The following is an 18,975-nucleotide window of genomic DNA, read 5'->3' on the forward strand; positions in this document are numbered from 1 at the left end:
TTAATTGTCATCACTCTTTTGAAGGTTCACTCAAAGCCCCATACTCACTAACGGCCTTCACCTGATATGTCTTTCCTTCCTCAACATTACAAGACGTTTCCTTGGTTATTTGTACAGTTTCATCGTTCGCAATTACCAAATAACAAATTGCATATTTTGAAGCATCCCAACTTAATATTCCGTTTTCTCTTTTCAGATTTTCCGGTGCGGATATTTGTTCCATATATTTCTTCGGGTCCCAATTATCGCCCTCACGAACAACGTTTTCATACGTATACCGAGCTGCTTCACCTGCCGTAAGGACAGCCTGACAAATGCCTGTCACCGGATTCTCTTGTTCATCCTGATAGGTATATTGCGTTTTACGCTGGCTTAAATCTACAGTATTCCCCTCCTTATCCTTACTGTTATATTCAGCAAACATTTGAGGAATAGCTCCCATATCCGTCCATCCTTCCGGAGCTATCTTTATATTAAAAATCGTATTGAGATATACAGCTATCGGAGAATTATGCCAGGGACGCCCCAACTTGACACTTTCTGTATCAGCCAATTCATTTCCATCCACAATGCAATTATTCAACACATATCCCCAACGTGTTCCTACTTTATGAGAAGGAGCAACAATAATTGCGCCATCCCTCATATTATAAAAGGTGCAATGTTCGAGAAAGCAATTCCCGTTTCCATAGAAGTAATCAACGGCTCCTTCAATCCAGCAATTCTGTGCATACAGTCTGCCATTATCCGACTTAGGTCCTGTCTGCCATGTATCTTGATAAGAGAGAAACTTGCAGTTATTGAATGAGTTACGATCGTTTTGGGTATACATAGCCAATGCCATAGGACCTTTCTGCAACTCCTTACCATATCCGTTTACAAAAGAAATATTCTCGGCGTAAAAATCCGTAGCTTTCACTGATACCATAGCGGCTTCCGTTTTTCCTAAGTTCTTATAAGAGTACTTCCACACATCCGGATCAGTCGCACTGGCTTCGGTTGAGCTGTTAATTCGTAACTTGACAATTGTCTTATCCACATCCTGTCCGATGAGATGAATATACGGTTTGTCTTCAGGAATCATAATTTGTTCTTCATACGTTCCGTTCGCCACGAAAATGAGCCAGGGTTCTGTTCTTTTCGAGGGGACATTATCTATTGCTTTCTGTATACTGGTATAGTTTCCTTTTCCGTCAGGACTGACCACCGCATCAAATATGCGTGCTTCCGGTTGAGGACGTTCTCTGATTGTAAACTGAATACTGACACCTTCGAATACATTTCCCTGAAAGTCTATGACTGCACCTTTGGGGAGGCTGAACTGACAGGCCTGATTATAGTCCAAAGCAGTATAAGCGTAAGACGCTGTTTTACCTTTGAAAGTCAACTCCACTTCCTCCCCATTAAAATTCGCTTTCCCTTCTCCCGCTTTCACATACTCGTTAAAAGTAAGCAGAATCGTACTGTTTTCTTCGGCCGTTTCACCATTTGCAGGAGTTACAGACACCAAAGAAGGGGCTTCATGGTCGGGAACAAAAAAGTTATTGCTACTTTCCTTGCAACTTGTTGCCAGCAAAGCTGATAACAACAATAGTCCTTGGGACATCTTTGAAAATAAATGTGCTTTCATAAATTATTTGTTATATTCTTAATGATAGATTCTTATTCCATTATTATTTGGTCGTCCTGCCTTGAGCAGTTACTATTTCACGTTACAAAAGTATACGGAACAACATGAATACTTTCTCACTATTTGTTTGTTTGCGTGGACTTTTTTAATACCATTCAAAAGTTGCGGACTTTTTGTGCAATCTGGTGCACTATCTATGCAACCAGTTGTCTATCAAATTCTATCCACTTACATTTGTATCAGTATCACTATCATCACATTTTATAAAAAATCAGGTAAGATATGAAAAACAACAAGGTAAAATTCATTTTCGTGGCACTACTGTTTGCCACACAAGTAGAATCGTTCTCCTCCTGTTCCACATCTTCAGTCAATGAAGATAATAAAGAACAGGAGACTCCACCGGATTCTCCCTCCATATCTCCACCAGTAGAAGAAACAGCATATGCCTTTCCCGGAGCTGAAGGAGGAGGAATGAACACTACAGGAGGAAGAGGTGGAAAGGTATATATTGTCAGATCCCTGGAAGACTCCAAAGCACCGGGTACCCTCCGGTATGCCATCGAACAAAAGGAGCCTCGTATAATTGTCTTCTGTATATCCGGCACCATTTATCTAAAATCAACACTGGACATTCGGAACGGTGATGTCACGATAGCCGGACAGACAGCTCCCGGAGACGGTATCTGCCTGGCTCACTTTCCAGTAAATGTATCGGCCGATAATGTAATTCTACGATACCTGCGTTTCCGAATGGGAGATACGGATTTGCTGGGCTCTTCGGCTTCCGACGGTGCAGATGCTCTGGGAGGACGCCAGAAAAACAATATCATGATTGACCATTGTTCCATCAGTTGGAGCACTGACGAATGTGCTTCATTCTATGATAATACTAACTTTACTATGCAATGGTGTATTATTTCAGAAAGTCTCCGCTTATCGGGACATACCAAAGGCCCTCATGGATATGGCGGTATTTGGGGAGGAGTCAACGCTTCCTATCATCATAATCTGATGGCACACCATGACAGTCGCACACCACGTTTCGGTTCCGGAGTAAAATATCAAGGTCAGGAACGTACTGATATGCGTAATAATGTTATTTATAACTGGAGCGGTAACGGATGTTATGGCGGCGCAGCAATGGGTATTAACATTGTGGACAACTACTACAAACCCGGACCCGCTACGGATGCCAAAGTGGCCAACCGTGTGATGGCTATCGACATCAGCTCTTCTGATGGAGATTTTGCACCGATCAAAGGGGTATTGGGACAGTATCATATCAGCCGGAATTACTTCGAGGCAGGAAACCAACTGACAGAAGCAGCAGCCGCAAAAGTGAACAAAGACAACTGGACTGGTATCCGTAACAACACCGGTCACTCTCTCGATGAACTGAAACGGGATACTCCGGTAGAAGTAGATGCGGTAACTACCCACACAGCACAAAAAGCTTACGAGCTGGTGTTGAAATATGCGGGTTGCAGTCTCAAACGAGATGATATAGATACTCGTATCGTTGAAGAGACACGCACAGGAACGGCACAATTCATCGGAAAGAACGAACACAACGGATTAGGAGATGCCCCCTGCCCGAACGGTCCTTGTGAACATTGCGACAAAGGTATCATCCATTGGAAAAGTCAGAATTATCCTAAGGGCGGACTTATCGATAGTCAGAAAGACCTAAAGCCTTCCGGAGCTGGTAGCGACTGGAGCGCATGGCCAACATTAAAATCATTGCCACAAATTACTGATTCTGACAATGACGGCATGCCTGACGAATGGGAAACCGCCAACGGATTGAACCCAAACAAATATGATGCAAACGGAAGAAATCTAAGTACTGCCTATGATAATATAGAGGTTTATATCAATAGCCTTGTAGAAACAATAACAAATACGCAAAATAAGAAATGAATGATGTGAGGGAAAACAACTCTTATTAACGCAAAAAACTGGTCAATTAATACAAATCCTGATTCAATGAATCATTTGTATACTATAGATGAAACAATATTGCACCTCTATGTTGCTTTTCTCTCTTATCTTTGTCGCAGTAAAAACAAAAACACACTATAAAGATCATGATTACAAGTAGAAAGATTTCTCAAGTCAAAGTTTTTGCTGGTAGTCCTTGGGAAGTAGCCAGCGTAAAGAGTTTGTTGAATGAAGCTTATATTCAAGTGTCAACGAAAGACAATGGTTTAAACAGTATTTTGATTTCTGTTCCTTGCGAATACTATACTGCGGCCATGCGTGTAATTAATAACAGAAAAGTTTCATAGGTTTTAGGTTTACATATAAATTGGAGGGTTCTTATTGTCAGCAGGAGTTTTGGCTGGATAATACGGTGACTAGCAACTCATTGCGCCCTGACAATAAGCTATGACAATAGGCTGACAATAAAAAGATCGTACTTTTATTGTCAGCCTGCTATTTAATAGATTAAATTCACGGCAGAATTATAGAATTCGTTTCAATCTCCTGCATATCTTTCTGATCCAGCAGTTGCTACAAATAGCGTTGTCCGACATAGAATTCTTCTCGAAGGATCGCAGTCTTTCGTATTGTTCCTCCACCATTTTCCATAAACCGTCCAGTCGCGAACTTTGTCCTCTAATTGCCATTAATTCCTGATCCCGCATATTCAAGAGTGAAGCATACAATCTGCTGGTTTTGTTTTTTTCCATGCAAAGTTGCTCTAACTCATCGATATATTCAGACGTAATTCCCAGCTTAGTCCGTTTTATGAATTGCTGGATACTATCATCATCTATGGAAACTGTATCGTTCTCATAAGACACTGTGATTTTTTTCATTTCCACCCAGAGCCAGATATACTCTTTTTCGAGTCGGTATTTCTCGGCTGCCGCTTCTATGCTAATCCATTGTGACATAGTGTTTGTTTTTAATTTGTTATACAACAAGGAATAAATAGCACTCTATTGATGTTGATTCAACAAACATTCGCGCTTTTTGTATTCCGGGCGGACAGGAGATTGGAGTTGGGGATTTATAAGGATCATGAAACCAACCGGGTACAAGAAAAGCGTGAATGCTGTTGAATCATTATCTGTCCTTGAGGCCTAGCAAACCCGTCCATAAGATAATGATAACAACAGACATCCACGCTAATCGTTTATATATAACACATCTTCCATCAATATGTTGATATACGACCGTTCACGTGGAATATCTGTTGAACCACCCCTCTACGGACAGAAACTTGCTAGATTTCAAGGACGAGGGATAATGCAATAATATTCCTATTTCAAAATAAATAACGCTTCTTACCTGTTTTCACCACGCTGGTGAACAGAAAGCGTATGACAAAGATATGCTTTTTTTTCGAAACAAAGTGGAAATACGGAAATAAATACAGGAAGTTTTGTATTGAAAGAGAGGAAGTTCAATATTAGCAAAGAGCCTATAAGAAATATAAACTCGCTACGAAGCGAATGTCGCCCCGTTAAATGAGTAGTTAAATGAGTACTGCACATCCGGTATCTTTCACTAAAGAAGCAGGTATTGTTCTGCTAAAGTAACAGTATTGTTCCGTTAAAGCAGCAGCATTGTTCGGCTAAAGCAGCAGTATTGTTCGGCTAAAGTACCGGTATCTTTACCTTCCCACGGCCGTGGTTACTTCTTTCCACAGCCGTGACGAATTCCTACCACGGCCGTGGGAAGATCTCGTCACGACCGTGGCGAACTACCAATACCGGTAAGTTAACGTAAGAATAACGGTGTCTTTATGCAACAATACACAGTGGCGAGCATATCTTTACTTGCTTGTTAATGTTTCAAGTCCGCCTTCTTGAATAGAGTATAACAAGAAAGCACATTCTTTATCGCGATAAAGCGCAAATAGTTTGCTTTACAGATACCTTATCCGTACCTTTGAAACCAATAACAAACACTTACTCTCATTAAATATCAAGAGAAGAAAAATGAAGATTACACAAATCAGGGAAAACGGAGATACGGAGGCACTAAGCGTAACAGACATCGACCTGCTGATAGAAAAAATGAAAAAAGAAACCAAGCTCCGCCCGGTAACCGGATTACGTCAGGCCCTGCATTTTGTTCTACCCGATGAGCCTTGTTCCCTCGCCAGCAAACTACCACGAGTGATTCCCGCAGCAGCCTTCGGGCGAGTGAACGGAGTGAAGCGAATGAAAACCTACAATGGCATTGTAGAACTGACCATCGGTCCGCTAGCCGGAAAGACAGAAGTGGAAATCGTGAAGCAAAAGGCTGCCGAACTTCCCCAAACAATGCTGGCTTTTATGGGAGCAAGTGGTAAAAGCGTCAAGATATGGACTTGCTTCACCCGTCCGGACGGCACTTTACCGCAAACAACGGAAGAAGCCGAAGTGTTTCAGGCACATGCTTACCGGCTTGCCATTAAATGTTATCAGCCTCAACTTCCCTTCAACATTCTATTAAAAGAGCCGAAACTGGAACAATTCTCACGTCTTAGTTATGATCCGGACTTGATTTATCGTCCCGCTCCCGTACCTTTCTATCTTTCACAGCCCATCGGTATGCCCGGCGAGATGACTTATCATGAGAAATCGAGCACTGAAGCATCTCCGCTGAATCGAGCACTGCCGGGGTATGACACGGAAGATACGGTAGCATTGCTTTATGAAGCGGCATTGCGGAAAACATTCGAAGAAATGGAAACGGACTGGCATCGAAACGATCATGATTTGCAAACATTAGTAGTCCCGCTTGCCGAAAATTGTTACTACTCCGGCATCCCGGAAGAGGAGGTAACCCGACGAACCATCACGCGTTATTACAAAAGAAAAAATCCGATGCTGGTACGCGAAATGATAAGAAACGTATATAAGGAATGTAAGGGAGTGCCCAAAAGCAGCTGCCTGACTAAAGAGCAACGTCTTAGCCTGCAAATGGATGAATTTATGAACCGTCGTTATGAGTTCCGTTATAATACGCAGATCGGGGAAGTGGAATATCGGGAGCGTTTCTCGTTTCAGTTTTACTTTCATCCCATTGACAAACGGGCACAAAACAGTATCATGCTCGACGCACAATCCGAAGGTATTGGCGTATGGGATAGGGATATAGACCGATACTTACATTCCAACCGTGTGCCGATCTACAATCCGTTGGAAGAGTTTCTGTTTCATCTGCCTCATTGGGACGGCAAAGACCGTATTCATGCTTTGGCAAACAGGGTTCCTTGCAAGAATCCGCATTGGGAATTGCTTTTCCACCGTTGGTTCCTGAATATGGTTTCACATTGGAGAGGGGTAGATAAAATGCATGCGAACAATACATCGCCCATATTAATGGGGGCACAAGGAACTCATAAGTCAACTTTCTGCCGTGAAATGATTCCGCCTGCACTTCGCGCTTACTATACAGACAGTATTGATTTCAGCCAAAAACGGGACGCAGAACTGTATCTGAATCGATTTGCGCTCATCAACATCGATGAGTTTGACCAGATTACCCTGCCACAACAGGGATTTCTGAAACATATTCTCCAAAAGCCCGTGGTCAATCTTCGGAAACCGCATGGTCGCTCGGTACTTGAATTGCAGCGGTATGCTTCATTTATCGGTACAAGCAATCAGAAAGATTTGCTGACTGATCCTTCGGGAAGCCGTCGTTTCATCTGCATTGAAGTGACAGGAAACATCGACACTACACAGCCGATAGACTATGAACAGCTTTACGCACAAGCCATGCACGAGATTTATCATGGTGAACGATACTGGTTTGACAGTGAAGATGAGCAGATTATGACTGAAAATAACCGTGAGTTTGAGCAAACACCGGCTATGCTGCAATTGTTTTATCAGTATTTTAAAGCTGCGCAAACGAAAGAGGAAGGAGAATTTCTTACTCCGGTCGAAATACTAAATTATCTGAAAAAGAAAAGCGGTATGTCATTGTCTGATAACAAAGTATATCACTTCGGGAGATTGCTGCAAAAATGCGGTATTCCTTCGAAGCATACTTATAAAGGTACTGTTTATCAGGTTATAAAGGTATTATAAGAGATAAAAGTAAGGCTGACAATAAAAGTCGGGATATTTTATTGTCAGCCTATTATCAATGGTTATTGTCAGGTGACAGAGTGCTGATATTCATCTACTTGAATGTATCCCTGACAGTATGACAATAAAACAGGTACAAATCTTATATGAGTAGTAACATACGAATCATAAGAGCCCCTCTCACATTCCCTGTTTAGAATAAATCCATTGCAAAGCCTGTGACCAATGTTCCGGATAAGCATAGTGCTCGGCTTCCTCCATTATCACAATCTCTTTAGGGGAAGTAATTACGTTATATACAGAAAATGTGGAAGTAGGAGGACATACCATGTCGTTATATCCTAAATAGAAGAAGACCGGGACTTTCAGCTGCTTTGCGAAATTAGCCACATCATAATAAGAAGATACTTCCAATTTCTTCTTTCTGATTTCGACAGCATCGGTGGAATCTCTGAATAAATGCGGCCATCCACCTGCCCGTCCTTTCTCATAGCCGCTCAAATCGCTAAGTGCCGGAAAGAAGCTAACGACTCCTGTCACACGCGGATTAAGAACCGCCGTGACGATGGCCAACGCACCTCCCTGACTACCTCCCTGCACCAAGAGGTTGCTGCCATCAAATTCTTTCATAGAACAAAGATAATCTACCGCACGTACACATCCCATATAGACGCGTTTATAATAAACTTCATCACGATTGTCCCAATTCTGATATTGATATCGATAAAGTCCTCCCTGGCTCAAACTAGCATAAACGGACGGTTCTAATGTTACCGGAATACCATGGATGCCAATCTCCAACGTAATCATACCTTTTTCCGCTTCTACAATCGCACCGGCATATCCCCGTACTCCCGCTCCCGGTACCCGCAATAAAGCAGGATACTTTCCGGGCTTTACCGGCACACAAAGAATACCATATACCCGGCTGTTCAAACGGTAGTTCTGTACATTCCATTCATAAACATTCACCTTCTCGGTACAACGTTCGGGCAGTAAACGCAATTTCACATTCATAGGAATTCGAACATTCTCCTGTTTGGCACTTTCCCAGAAAGTATTGAAATCGTTTGGCAAAACAGCTGTCGGTTTTATCTTCTCAGGTTCAAAGGCAGCCGTAGCCCGTCCTTCAACAGTTCTACCGTCATATTTTGTCCAGACACGACAACGCAAAAAGCCAGGAGTTTTCATGGTTCCGGCATCCAATGTCAGCACACCATTTTCCAAGACAATGGTATCTTTGAGTAATGGATGCATCATATCCTGAGCAACTTCATACCATACAGTCACATTTTCTTGAGGTACACGATTCTTTGTCACCACAACGTTGAATTTCACCTTCTCACCCAGTTCGTACTTCCAATCGACATGATCAGGTACAACATTCACTTTAACCATTCTTTCCTGCAATTGGGCGGACAGAGCCGCCGCCATGCAGAAAGAAATGAATATAAAAAACAGTCTTTTCATAAACTACTATTCAAAACCTTCGCTACAATACAGAAAAGTCCCATACCCCAAATGAGCAATATCAGTACCGGCGTTTTCAGGACGAACCTTTGTTTCTAAGACTTCTTTCACATAAGGCATTCCCAATCCTAAACGTGTCGCATAATGATTGTACACCCGCTCATAGACAGGAGCAAATTTACCACGTCTTGATTCAGGTCTCTGACCACTGGCTACCTCTTTCTTGTCTACTTCGTCTATTTCATACCAATTATACTTCCCGGTGAGTTCCGGCATATACTTGAATGGCACATCATACCCTAAATTATATTTAGCTGTATATTCATAGCCTTTCAGCAAGCGGTTGTCTAACACACCGTAGAGATCAGTACCTTGTTTCCAGGCCGTCTCACAAAGCATGGACATCATACCTAATCCCAACTGTGCATGTGTTTGGTCACGACCACTTTCCTGACATTGTCCAGTTTCTCCATCTATATAATAACGTATAGAACCATTTTCATATCCGTAAAGATAAATATCTATAGCTTTCTTATACATTTCCATATCATCCAATACAATCGCCATGGCCATGTAACAGTTAATGGCAGATGCGCCAAAGTTACCGACTGCCTTATTCTTAGGCTCTGTGATAGAGAAGAAATCATCTAATACGGGAATAAAACACCGCTTAAACATATCACATGCTCCCTGAAAGTCCTCATTCGTCATCCCGGAGCCATCAAGATATCGCATAAGTTCAACAGCATAAACTAGTTTTATGCATAAGTTACCCACCATCAGCACATGATCCAAACCAGCTTGTCTCGCACTATAGACCGGCTTTTTAAGGCTAACGGAATAACCACGTATGATCTCCATTGACTTATCAGCATAGCCTTTTTGTTGTGTAGTAGCAAACATAATGGCATTCTGACAAGCTGCCGCGAAATCGTTTCCAAATTGATTCATTATGTTCGGATGAGAAGCATCTTCACCGGCATAAATTTCATCATAAGGACCATTCATTATATATGTACTTTGAGAGAGTTTATCCGCACTCAATAATTCATAAGCCGCATATTGTGGTTGTATCTGTTGGGTAGCAATCTTACGAAAACGCTCGATGTCTTCTACAGTAAAAACAACTCCCGGGTGTTCAAATTCCGTAGGATAGGTCACTTCTATGCGAGGCAGCGGCCAACTATCTATATCGGTCGTCCCATCTTCTATTTCACTGTTACACGAGCATAGTGAGGTGCAGGCAATCACCATGCCTGCTACCTTTATCTGATTCTTTATATAATCTATCTTCATAATCATTTAACTATAAGGTGAATATAAGTCCATATTATTTCCCAGCCTCAACCTCTGAAAACGTCATCATTTCTTCTACACTCTTAAATGTACGTATCCAGTCTGCCGAGAATGAAGGAATATCGACTTTTAATATCTTGAACATAAAGGCTCTAATCGGAACGACCCCTTCTGTATTGGTAAACTGTGCTAAGGAAGATGCGTCATAATAAACCAGTTGTGTACCATCTGACAATTTCTCAACTTTCATAGCCGGTGCGATATTTACGGTATTTCCCAAGTTAGCAAGATTAAGAGTATATTGTGCACCCGATGGTATATCTGTGCATTTCATGGCAATCACCGGATAATCTTTAAAATTCATATCCATCTGATTAGCTACCGTACTATAGACTCTTTGCATATACACGCGCTTATTATTATCAGCAGTCACGGTCATAACCAGTTTTCCGTCTTTACGCTCCATAGAGCCAATATTACTATTGATAACCCATCCCTCAAAGTCTGTTGTGGCATCCCATACATAAAAACCTGAGGCTACAGTCAAGTCGATAGTCGATTTATTGCCAGTCTCTATACAAGTGGCAGTAACAGTGGCTGTTCCGAAGCCCATGGCTTTCACTTTTCCTCCTTCCACAGTCAATACCTTCTCATCGCTTGATGTCCATTCCACAGAACTTACAGTAGCTACTTCCGGTGTTAGCGTAAAGTCTAAATCAAGTTGCTGTTTCCAGTAGAGAACATCCGTATGAGGAACAATCTCAACATTCGTCGCAGGTTCATATTTCATCACTTTCAATGAATATTCTCCTCTTACATTACTGCCATCGTGCGTATATGCATAGATAGTCACATCTCCGGCTTTTATCCCCGTCACTACTCCATTCTTATCTACCGTCGCAATATTTTCATTGCTACTTGCCCAAGTCAAATAAGAATAAGTATGGTCAGCAGGCAATATATCATATTTCAACTGTAATTTATCAGTTTCGTAAACTCCTTCCTCAACGTTTGTAAACTGAATCCCGGTAGTCTTGATTACTTCCGGAATCACTGTTACCTCGATAGTCCGTACAGTGGATGCTGTTCCAAATCCTACCGATGGAGTTACGGTAATCATCGTTTTTCCCAACGATTTGGCAGAAATCGTTCCATCTTGTGATACTGTAGCTACCAATTCGTTAGTAGTCGTCCACTTCAACTCTGTATGATCCGCATTTTCGGGAGTAATATGATAGACAATAGTTGTATCTGTTCCCAACTGCACAGGCAGTTCACTACTCACTTTCAATGAAATAGCTGTAATCAACTTGTTCTCGGGCATGTCAGTAGTAAATTCCTTCTCTCCGCAGGAAGCTATTAACAGACATAAGCCAAGTAATACACCAGCCTCCCAATATCCTTTCTTAAACAATGAATATCTGTTTTTCATGTCACTTACAATTATTTGTTTTTATTATTATTCCCATCCGGGATTCTGTTGCAAATTAGGATTCAACTGCAACTGGTCACTCGGCAACGGGAACAGATAGTTCTTTTCTTCCCATTTACGCCCCTTTTCAATAATGATACAACCTTCAGCATTGGTCTCATAAGGACAATTCGCCCACACTTTTTCATACTCCGTACCTTTCCACTGAATTCCTACAATATCCATCGGCATTTCTGTTTCTGCTGTCTTCCAACGTTTCAGGTCATCTAAGCGGAAGCCTTCATTGAATAGTTCAATGGTACGTTCACGGCGGATTTCTGTCCGCATATCCATACCCGCATTTTGAGTAATCAGTTCATTAGTCAATGGAGTCATAGCCGGATTAACACGGAGACGCACCAAATTCAAGGAAATATTCAGGTCAGTATTCGAGATCTTGTCGTCCTGTTCATACACTGCCTCTGCATAATTCAACAAAACTTCAGCATAACGGATTATAGGAAAATCATAACCTTCTTTTTTATCTTCCACCTTACGCTCTGTTGCCCATTTCTGATTGTGATATCCGGTCCCCGTCTTCGGCACAAAATTAGAGATATATGGGTTCTTATCCTTTCCATCCCAAGAAGTACGTGGTTTCTGATTGTTCCAAAAGTTATCGTGAGGACGCATCATTGTATAACGCATACGATTGTCACGATCCTGAAATTCATCATCTATTTTCATATACCCTTTGAATTGAGGGTTTGTTTTTCCTCCATAAGTGATGGGAAGTCCATTTTGACAAAGATACATATTGGCGAATTTACGACTAATCCATATTGCATTATATAATGAACTTTGTGTAATATTCCAGTTGATAGGTGCCAATATTTCATCAAAGCGCCGAGCAAATATATATTCTTTATTAGCACTTTTCTGTAATCCGGCAGGATTAGACTTCGCATCCTCCAAGATGAACATATATTTCTGTGCACTGTCACCCAATGCTTCCGGTTTGAACAAACTGAATGTTTTGCTATCGATCACGTCTTTGGCAGCTTTCGCCGCAATATCCAGCAGTTCTTTTCCACGTTCTACGTTACCACGACTTTTTTGCCAGGTACCTTCGTACAACGCCACTCGTGACAAGAATGCCTGACATCCTTCCCGACTTATGCGCCCATACTCTTGTATTTCGGAGAACTTCGGTAACAGAGGAACGGCTTCTTTCAAATCTTTAATGATGAAATCAGCCACTTCACTACGATCATTCTGCTTGACATACATTCGCGCATCAGTTACCTCCATAGGTTCCTTCACCAAAATAGCATTGCCATATAGTTGCAATAAATCGAAATAAGAATAAGCACGAAAGAATTTTGCTTCACCCACATACTGGGCTATGTCACTCGGAGTGGCATATGACTCTGCATTTTTCAATAACAGATTCGTACGGCGGATGTGCGAGTAATTGCTGGTATAGTTAGCATCCGCAGGCTGTACAGCATTGCTTCCATTGCTAAATAAATTACGTTCATCTTTATTGGTAAACAGATCTGAAGTATAATCAGAATGTACCGGTTTTGTCGACTTATATTCCATTGCTCCTGAAAAGTGACGTGTCCAGCCATAGAATTGATTGGCAAATAGCATATAGTCATCCGGTGTGTTCCAGTAGTTCGTTTCCGCCAACTGTTCTTGCGGCTCGAGATCAAGGCAAGAGTGTGTGGACAGTCCCAAGGTTAAAACGACAAACAGATTTTTTATTTTATTTAATCTCATACTATTTAATATTTAAAAGGTCAAGTTTAATCCTACCGTCAGGTTTCTCGTAAAAGGATAGCGGCCAAATGTCTCTACTTTGCGCGACGCTTCCGGATCCCATCCATCCTTGATTTTACTATTCTCCCACAAATCAGCTCCCGATACATAAATACGGGCATAGCTTATGAATTTAGTCTTCGAAAGCACATTTGCCGGAAACGTGTAGCCTAACGTAACATTCTTCAGACGAAGATAAGCACCATCTTCCACTGACCAGGAAGAACAAATATAGTTATACAGATTGATCTGTGTCTGATGTGTGTAAGTGGGATAATGGGCGTTCGGCGTTTCTGCCGACCATACATTACCAACCGACTGATTCGTTGAATTATTATACCAAGACATCATCGGTATCCGCCAATTGTCATTCTTTCCCTTTTGATTATTTTCGCCACCACGCCATACTGTGCGTTTACCGGCTCCTTGGAAAATAACCGAGACATCGAAGCCTTTCCACGATAATCCGGCATTAAAAGAGAAAGACACCTTCGGATCGTCAGTTCCCAAATATACATAGTCAGCTTCTGTCAATTTACCATCTTTATTGACATCTTCATACATATTATCTCCCAAACGCAAGTTACCAGGCATAGCAATATTGTTATTGCCATTGGCATATTGATTAATATATTTATCCAACTGATCTTGCGTTTGTATCTTACCGCAATATTTCAAACCGAACACGGAATTCAACGGATAGCCTTCACGATTTGAAACTACACCGGATTTAATCACAGCGTCACCCCCATTATCTACCAATTTGTTAGTGGTATAGGTGAAAGTCCCCCCCAGATGATAGGAAATTTCTCCTATTTTATCCGACCAGTTAATCGTGCCTTCCCAACCGTTTGCCTTAAAACTACCTCTATTAGCGGTAGGAGCTTTATCCCCCAATGTTCCAGGATAGGTGACATCAATCAACATATTGTTACACTTCTTCCAAAAAAGTTCGGCAGTACCTGTCAGTCGATTATCCAGGAAACCGAAATCCAAACCGATATTGTAGTTCTTGATGACTTCCCATGTACGGTCTGTACTCAACAGCTTACCGTTTGTATCCACATAGGAAAGTAAACCACTCCCCACTAATGCACCTCCATTCTGTTTGAAATCGTATAGCTGCACACCATCGTATCGATCAATACCTCCCTGATTACCCACTGTACCATAAGAAAGACGTAGTTTCAAATCATCGAAAACACCCAGCCCTTTCACAAACTCTTCTTCACTGATACGCCATCCTCCGGATACACCTCCAAAGAAAGCCCAACGATTCTCCGGCTGAAATTTAGAAGAACCGTCATAACGGAAATTTCCTTCAAGCAAGTATTTGGATTTATAGTTATAGTTCAAACGTGCAAAATAAGAAAGCAATGCTTCCTGATATCTGGAAGGTCCTTCATTCTTTGTGTTGCGTAATGTTATCTCTCCTATTCCGTTGATAATATTCAGTGAAGGTAAAATATTCAAAGCCTTAGTTGCAGTATAATCATATTCTTTCATGCTATATTGCGTACCAAGCATCATTCCGAGGTTATGACTACCGAATGTCCGCTTCCAGTTCAAATAGAAATTTAACGTATACAGATTGGTTCGTGCAGTTGTTTTAATATAATAAGTATCCTCTTGCCTGGGTTCCACACGCGTTTCCCGTTTTGTACCAGTGTAGTCATAATAATCTACTGTTTGGTTTTTCACGTCCCGAATGGCAGTAGAGGTGTTATACCCCAAAGTGGCTACTGCATCAAAATGCTCGTCAAAACGATATTTAAATGTCTCACTGATATTGATACCGGAAGTGTTGAGTTTGTTGTCTCCTCCCAATTCACAACGCCAGTTGGGCGTAGCCCAGTTACCCCACGCATAAGGTTTCCCATCCATCGTGGAAGAAGGAAAACCCGGTTGTTGCGTTCCGGCTGTCAAAGCTTCTCCAATTTGCGTCGGTGACACTTGATCCTGACGATAATAGAAAATGATAGACTCAAGATCAAAGTTCTTTGTAAGATGGAATGTATTACTCAAACGAAAATTATAACGTTGATTCTTATTGTTACCCCATTTCAAATTACTATCATCATACATATATCGTCCGGAAAGACGGAAGACAGACCTTTCGTTACCACCCGATACGCTCAGTTCATGTGAAGTGGAAGCTGCTGTCCCCCACATGATATCTTGCCAATCGGTATCAAAAAAGACGAAGTCGTATAAACCTTGGAAAGAATCCGGGAAAGGATTACCCGACTGCTCCACATTAATATAATGTCCCTTATTCTGACGAGCCAAAGCTACGTATTGCAGCCATTGATCGTCTGCCAGCTTTTTGTTATCATTCAAACGAGCTTGTTCCATAGCATCACACCACTCATCCAATGTCATCAGTGTAGGCTGCAACCCTACGAATTTAGCAGTTACCGAACCACTATATTCCACCTTTACCTTACCTTCTTTGGCCTTTTTAGTCTGTACCAGAACAACACCTCCGGCAGCTTTACTACCATAGATAGCTGCAGAAGCGTCTTTAAGGAAATTGATGGACTCTATATCACCCGGATTTAATTGGGAAAAATCGTCAGACTCCACACCATCAATAATCACCAACGGAGCTGAATTATTCTTCGAGAATGAACCGCGTAATTTCATATTCCAGCTCTCATCTCCCGGAGCAGCCGAGTTACGGGTTATAATGACTCCCGGCACTTGTCCTTGCAAAGCCTGTGCAGGATTAGAGAGAGCTCCCTTATCCTTTAACATCTTGTCACTAACTACGGTCACCGCACCTGTTAGTGTTTCTTTCTTCTGTGCGCCATATCCTACAACTACCACTTCTTCGAGCACTTCAGTACTCTCCTTCATTGTCACATTTAGTACCGCTTTTACACCTGCATCAATTATTTGGTCTTCGTAACCGATATAACTAAATTTCAATTTAGCACCCGCAGGAACATCTAGCGAATAGTTACCATCAATGTCGGTAATCGTACCACCCGTTTGTCCGACTACACTCACATTGACGCCGATAAGCGGCTCACCTAACACGTCAATCACTTTTCCTTTAATTTTCTTCAGGGTTTGTGCTACCGACTGCTGTTCACCGACAGCCGCTTGTATCCCAGCAACGGGATACACCACACACACCAAACAAGCAAAGATTGTTATCTTCTTCACCTGCTTTACCATACATAGCATTTTCTTTCGGAGTTTCATGAAATTAAATCTGAGGTTTTTACATTATTATTTTTATTCTCAAGACTCGGCAAGATGTGCAGACATCCCGTCATTTTACTTTTTCTGCTTTTTTTCTTCATTGGCTTCACTTCTATTTATTAATTCAGTTCATATTAAATGCAATTCTTCATATATCGGCGCATGTCACGACGTCCTAAAAATAAATGATAATCTACCGTACGCTGACTAAGATTCAACATATTGGCTATCTCTTCCGTATCTTTTTCTTCATAACGGCTCAACGCATACACCGTACGCCGTTGTACAGGAAAGGCAGCAAGTATCCGTTGTTCTGTCTTACACAAGTCATCGGCAATAATCTTCTCTTCTGTTTCATTAGTAAAAGAAGGGATCATATCATAGATATAATTATTCACTTCTTGTTTTTTGTAGTATCTGCGTAAATAATCGGTTACGATGTTACGGGCAATGGTAAACAAGAAATACTTTACAGTATCCGGACGAAGCATTTGTTTATAATCCAATAAACGTACAAATACATCTTGAGCCAAATCTTCTGCCTCACAACGATGAGTGATGCGATAGGTTATGTAATTGAGAATTATCTGGTGATACTCTTTATAAGAGCAAGTTATGATATCATCAAAAGTATTAGCCATCATTGTTATTTTAAAGTTCTCTATAATATTGAATAAAGGCAGCAAGAGGAATTCCCATTGTCGGATAATTAGGATATGGATGGGGATTTCCGGTCTGTATTCCGTCACGATTCCGGTTGTACCCTTTTTCATTATCAATGGTAATGCCTATGTCAACGACATAGTATCCTTCACTTTCCCTACCATCAAATGTATCAATGATATTTTTTCGCAGTTGCCACATGGCTGCATTCTGCCGTAACGTAAAATCTCCTCTGATATTGTTGAGCGAACCACAGGTTGTACACGGGATCAGAATTATAAATTTACCATCGGGCACAGCTTTGTAATATGACTCTTTCATCTCGGCAATCTTTTTATTCCATTCCCGATAATCGGCCGTCAAACTGTCGCGATAATCATTGAGCCCCAACATCTGTGCAAAGAACTTAGGTGCATCAAGATTCCACATATCCAGATATTTTCTATAATTGAAAGCCCATTTTCTCTCATCAACCTCAACATTCTTCCACTTCTTTCCTGTATAAACCATGTAGCTTCCACGTGCATTATCATACATTAAATCGTTTTTCTTCGGAGCTGCCAAATAACCTGTCTCCTTATCGAATTTAGTTATGCATTGATCGTATCTCCCACAGTTATAGACTATTTCAGTATCTGTCAGTTCACCATTAATCACCTTATAACAGTTTTTCCAAAACTCACAACTCCCCCAATATCTATATTCACCCACAGGTTGCATATATCCATGATATGATGTCATCTCTCCTTTAGGAATCTCGAAGTATTTCTTCACTGTCCATCCACCCCGCCCTTCATCATATTGTCCTTCTTCATTCTTTATATTCCTTAGTCCGACCAGTTTTATACCGGGAATATAATTCTTCGACAGCAACGCGTCCCTGAAAAAAGCTCCGTTGACAAAACTGTCCCCCAGTATCTGAACAGTAACTTCCTGAGTTCCTATTCCTTTTTTCCCTACGCATATAGAAATTGCTTTTTCTTTTATTATTTCAAACTCATCCGAATTGACCAATTCGATTTTCATATTCGATCCATCCACAGGAGTATCGACAGAAGCTACACGATTCAGTTTTCTCGAATAAACACAGTCACCCGAAAATCTCACAAAGTCATTGTAAGGTCTCCATCTTTTAATTAGTGCTTCGACAAAAACATCATTCCTTATATCCGAAAGCATATACAGTTTGCCCGGAATACAAATGTCATTTTTAAAGTTACTTTTCTGTCCCCAAAGCGGATGAAGTGAAAAAAGAAATAGTGGTAATACAATAAATGTTCTTTTAGATAGAATATTCTTCATGGTTCCATCATTTTGCAGTTCATAGTTATTTTTAATCACACTGCAAAAATAGACGAATCCAATCGACACCATTGAGATAATTTGTCCCGATTATTAGGTTAGTTTGTCTCATTATACCCTTTTTAGGGCAT

The 18,975-nt window shown here is 41.2% G+C and carries 12 protein-coding genes; 3 read left to right on the forward strand and 9 right to left on the reverse strand.

Annotated elements, in window-relative coordinates; translation table 11 throughout:
- Window positions 1-10 precede the first annotated feature (10 nt).
- Window positions 11-1,630 (reverse strand): pectinesterase family protein, encoded by a 1,620-nt coding sequence (locus DXA54_RS02790; protein ID WP_120078931.1) that lies wholly within the window; start codon window positions 1,628-1,630, stop codon window positions 11-13.
- Window positions 1,631-1,912: 282 nt separating this feature from the next.
- Here DXA54_RS02790 and DXA54_RS02795 point away from each other — a divergent pair, with 282 nt between their 5' ends.
- On the forward strand, window positions 1,913-3,553 hold the full coding sequence (locus tag DXA54_RS02795) for a pectate lyase (RefSeq protein WP_120078932.1): 1,641 nt from the start codon (window positions 1,913-1,915) through the stop codon (window positions 3,551-3,553).
- A 167-nt stretch (window positions 3,554-3,720) separates the two neighbouring features.
- Window positions 3,721-3,921, forward strand: coding sequence for a DUF2007-related protein (locus tag DXA54_RS02800; RefSeq protein WP_055279560.1), 201 nt, complete (start codon window positions 3,721-3,723; stop codon window positions 3,919-3,921).
- 177 nt (window positions 3,922-4,098) lie between these two features.
- Here the strand turns inward: DXA54_RS02800 and DXA54_RS02805 are convergent, their stop codons facing one another.
- Window positions 4,099-4,533: a hypothetical protein gene (locus DXA54_RS02805; RefSeq protein ID WP_004305010.1), complete on the reverse strand. Its 435-nt coding sequence runs from the start codon at window positions 4,531-4,533 to the stop codon at window positions 4,099-4,101.
- Window positions 4,534-5,583: 1,050 nt separating this feature from the next.
- Here DXA54_RS02805 and DXA54_RS02810 point away from each other — a divergent pair.
- The gene (locus DXA54_RS02810; protein ID WP_120078933.1) at window positions 5,584-7,668 is read left to right on the forward strand and encodes a BT4734/BF3469 family protein; all 2,085 of its coding nucleotides are present in this window, start codon (window positions 5,584-5,586) and stop codon (window positions 7,666-7,668) included.
- A 180-nt stretch (window positions 7,669-7,848) separates the two neighbouring features.
- Here DXA54_RS02810 and DXA54_RS02815 read toward each other — a convergent pair whose 3' ends face one another.
- The 7 genes from DXA54_RS02815 to DXA54_RS02845 all read right to left on the reverse strand — a co-directional run bounded on the left by DXA54_RS02815 (window position 7,849) and on the right by DXA54_RS02845 (window position 18,844).
- The gene (locus tag DXA54_RS02815; protein ID WP_004299805.1) at window positions 7,849-9,102 is read right to left on the reverse strand and encodes an acetylxylan esterase; all 1,254 of its coding nucleotides are present in this window, start codon (window positions 9,100-9,102) and stop codon (window positions 7,849-7,851) included.
- 42 nt (window positions 9,103-9,144) lie between these two features.
- Window positions 9,145-10,434: an alginate lyase family protein gene (locus tag DXA54_RS02820; protein WP_032852781.1), complete on the reverse strand. Its 1,290-nt coding sequence runs from the start codon at window positions 10,432-10,434 to the stop codon at window positions 9,145-9,147.
- 34 nt (window positions 10,435-10,468) lie between these two features.
- Window positions 10,469-11,866 carry an Ig-like domain-containing protein gene (locus DXA54_RS02825; RefSeq protein WP_120078934.1) on the reverse strand — a complete coding sequence of 466 codons (1,398 nt, stop codon included), beginning with the start codon at window positions 11,864-11,866 and terminating at the stop codon, window positions 10,469-10,471.
- A gap of 27 nt (window positions 11,867-11,893) precedes the next feature.
- Complete coding sequence (locus DXA54_RS02830; RefSeq protein WP_120078935.1) at window positions 11,894-13,630, reverse strand: RagB/SusD family nutrient uptake outer membrane protein; 1,737 nt, start codon at window positions 13,628-13,630, stop codon at window positions 11,894-11,896.
- 12 nt (window positions 13,631-13,642) lie between these two features.
- The gene (locus DXA54_RS02835) at window positions 13,643-16,879 is read right to left on the reverse strand and encodes a SusC/RagA family TonB-linked outer membrane protein (RefSeq protein WP_004299801.1); all 3,237 of its coding nucleotides are present in this window, start codon (window positions 16,877-16,879) and stop codon (window positions 13,643-13,645) included.
- Between the two features lie 134 nt (window positions 16,880-17,013).
- The gene (locus DXA54_RS02840; RefSeq protein WP_369746308.1) at window positions 17,014-17,529 is read right to left on the reverse strand and encodes a sigma-70 family RNA polymerase sigma factor; all 516 of its coding nucleotides are present in this window, start codon (window positions 17,527-17,529) and stop codon (window positions 17,014-17,016) included.
- Window position 17,530: 1 nt separating this feature from the next.
- Window positions 17,531-18,844: a hypothetical protein gene (locus DXA54_RS02845; RefSeq protein ID WP_243647629.1), complete on the reverse strand. Its 1,314-nt coding sequence runs from the start codon at window positions 18,842-18,844 to the stop codon at window positions 17,531-17,533.
- Between the last annotated feature and the right edge of the window lie 131 nt (window positions 18,845-18,975).

It is taken from the genome of Bacteroides sp. OF03-11BH (assembly GCF_003604005.1).
In the GTDB taxonomy this organism is placed as follows: domain Bacteria; phylum Bacteroidota; class Bacteroidia; order Bacteroidales; family Bacteroidaceae; genus Bacteroides; species Bacteroides ovatus.

Excerpts from the sequence above, each read along its gene's own strand:
- DXA54_RS02790 (WP_120078931.1), bottom strand. The coding sequence starts at position 1,630 with ATGAAAGCACATTTATTTTCAAAGATGTCCCAAGGACTATTGTTGTTA.
- DXA54_RS02795 (WP_120078932.1), top strand. The coding sequence starts at position 1,913 with ATGAAAAACAACAAGGTAAAATTCATTTTCGTGGCACTACTGTTTGCC.
- DXA54_RS02800 (WP_055279560.1), top strand. The coding sequence starts at position 3,721 with ATGATTACAAGTAGAAAGATTTCTCAAGTCAAAGTTTTTGCTGGTAGT.
- DXA54_RS02805 (WP_004305010.1), bottom strand. The coding sequence starts at position 4,533 with ATGTCACAATGGATTAGCATAGAAGCGGCAGCCGAGAAATACCGACTC.
- DXA54_RS02810 (WP_120078933.1), top strand. The coding sequence starts at position 5,584 with ATGAAGATTACACAAATCAGGGAAAACGGAGATACGGAGGCACTAAGC.
- DXA54_RS02815 (WP_004299805.1), bottom strand. The coding sequence starts at position 9,102 with ATGGCGGCGGCTCTGTCCGCCCAATTGCAGGAAAGAATGGTTAAAGTG.
- DXA54_RS02820 (WP_032852781.1), bottom strand. The coding sequence starts at position 10,434 with ATGAAGATAGATTATATAAAGAATCAGATAAAGGTAGCAGGCATGGTG.
- DXA54_RS02825 (WP_120078934.1), bottom strand. The coding sequence starts at position 11,866 with ATGAAAAACAGATATTCATTGTTTAAGAAAGGATATTGGGAGGCTGGT.
- DXA54_RS02830 (WP_120078935.1), bottom strand. The coding sequence starts at position 13,630 with ATGAGATTAAATAAAATAAAAAATCTGTTTGTCGTTTTAACCTTGGGA.
- DXA54_RS02835 (WP_004299801.1), bottom strand. The coding sequence starts at position 16,879 with ATGAAACTCCGAAAGAAAATGCTATGTATGGTAAAGCAGGTGAAGAAG.
- DXA54_RS02845 (WP_243647629.1), bottom strand. The coding sequence starts at position 18,844 with ATGAAGAATATTCTATCTAAAAGAACATTTATTGTATTACCACTATTT.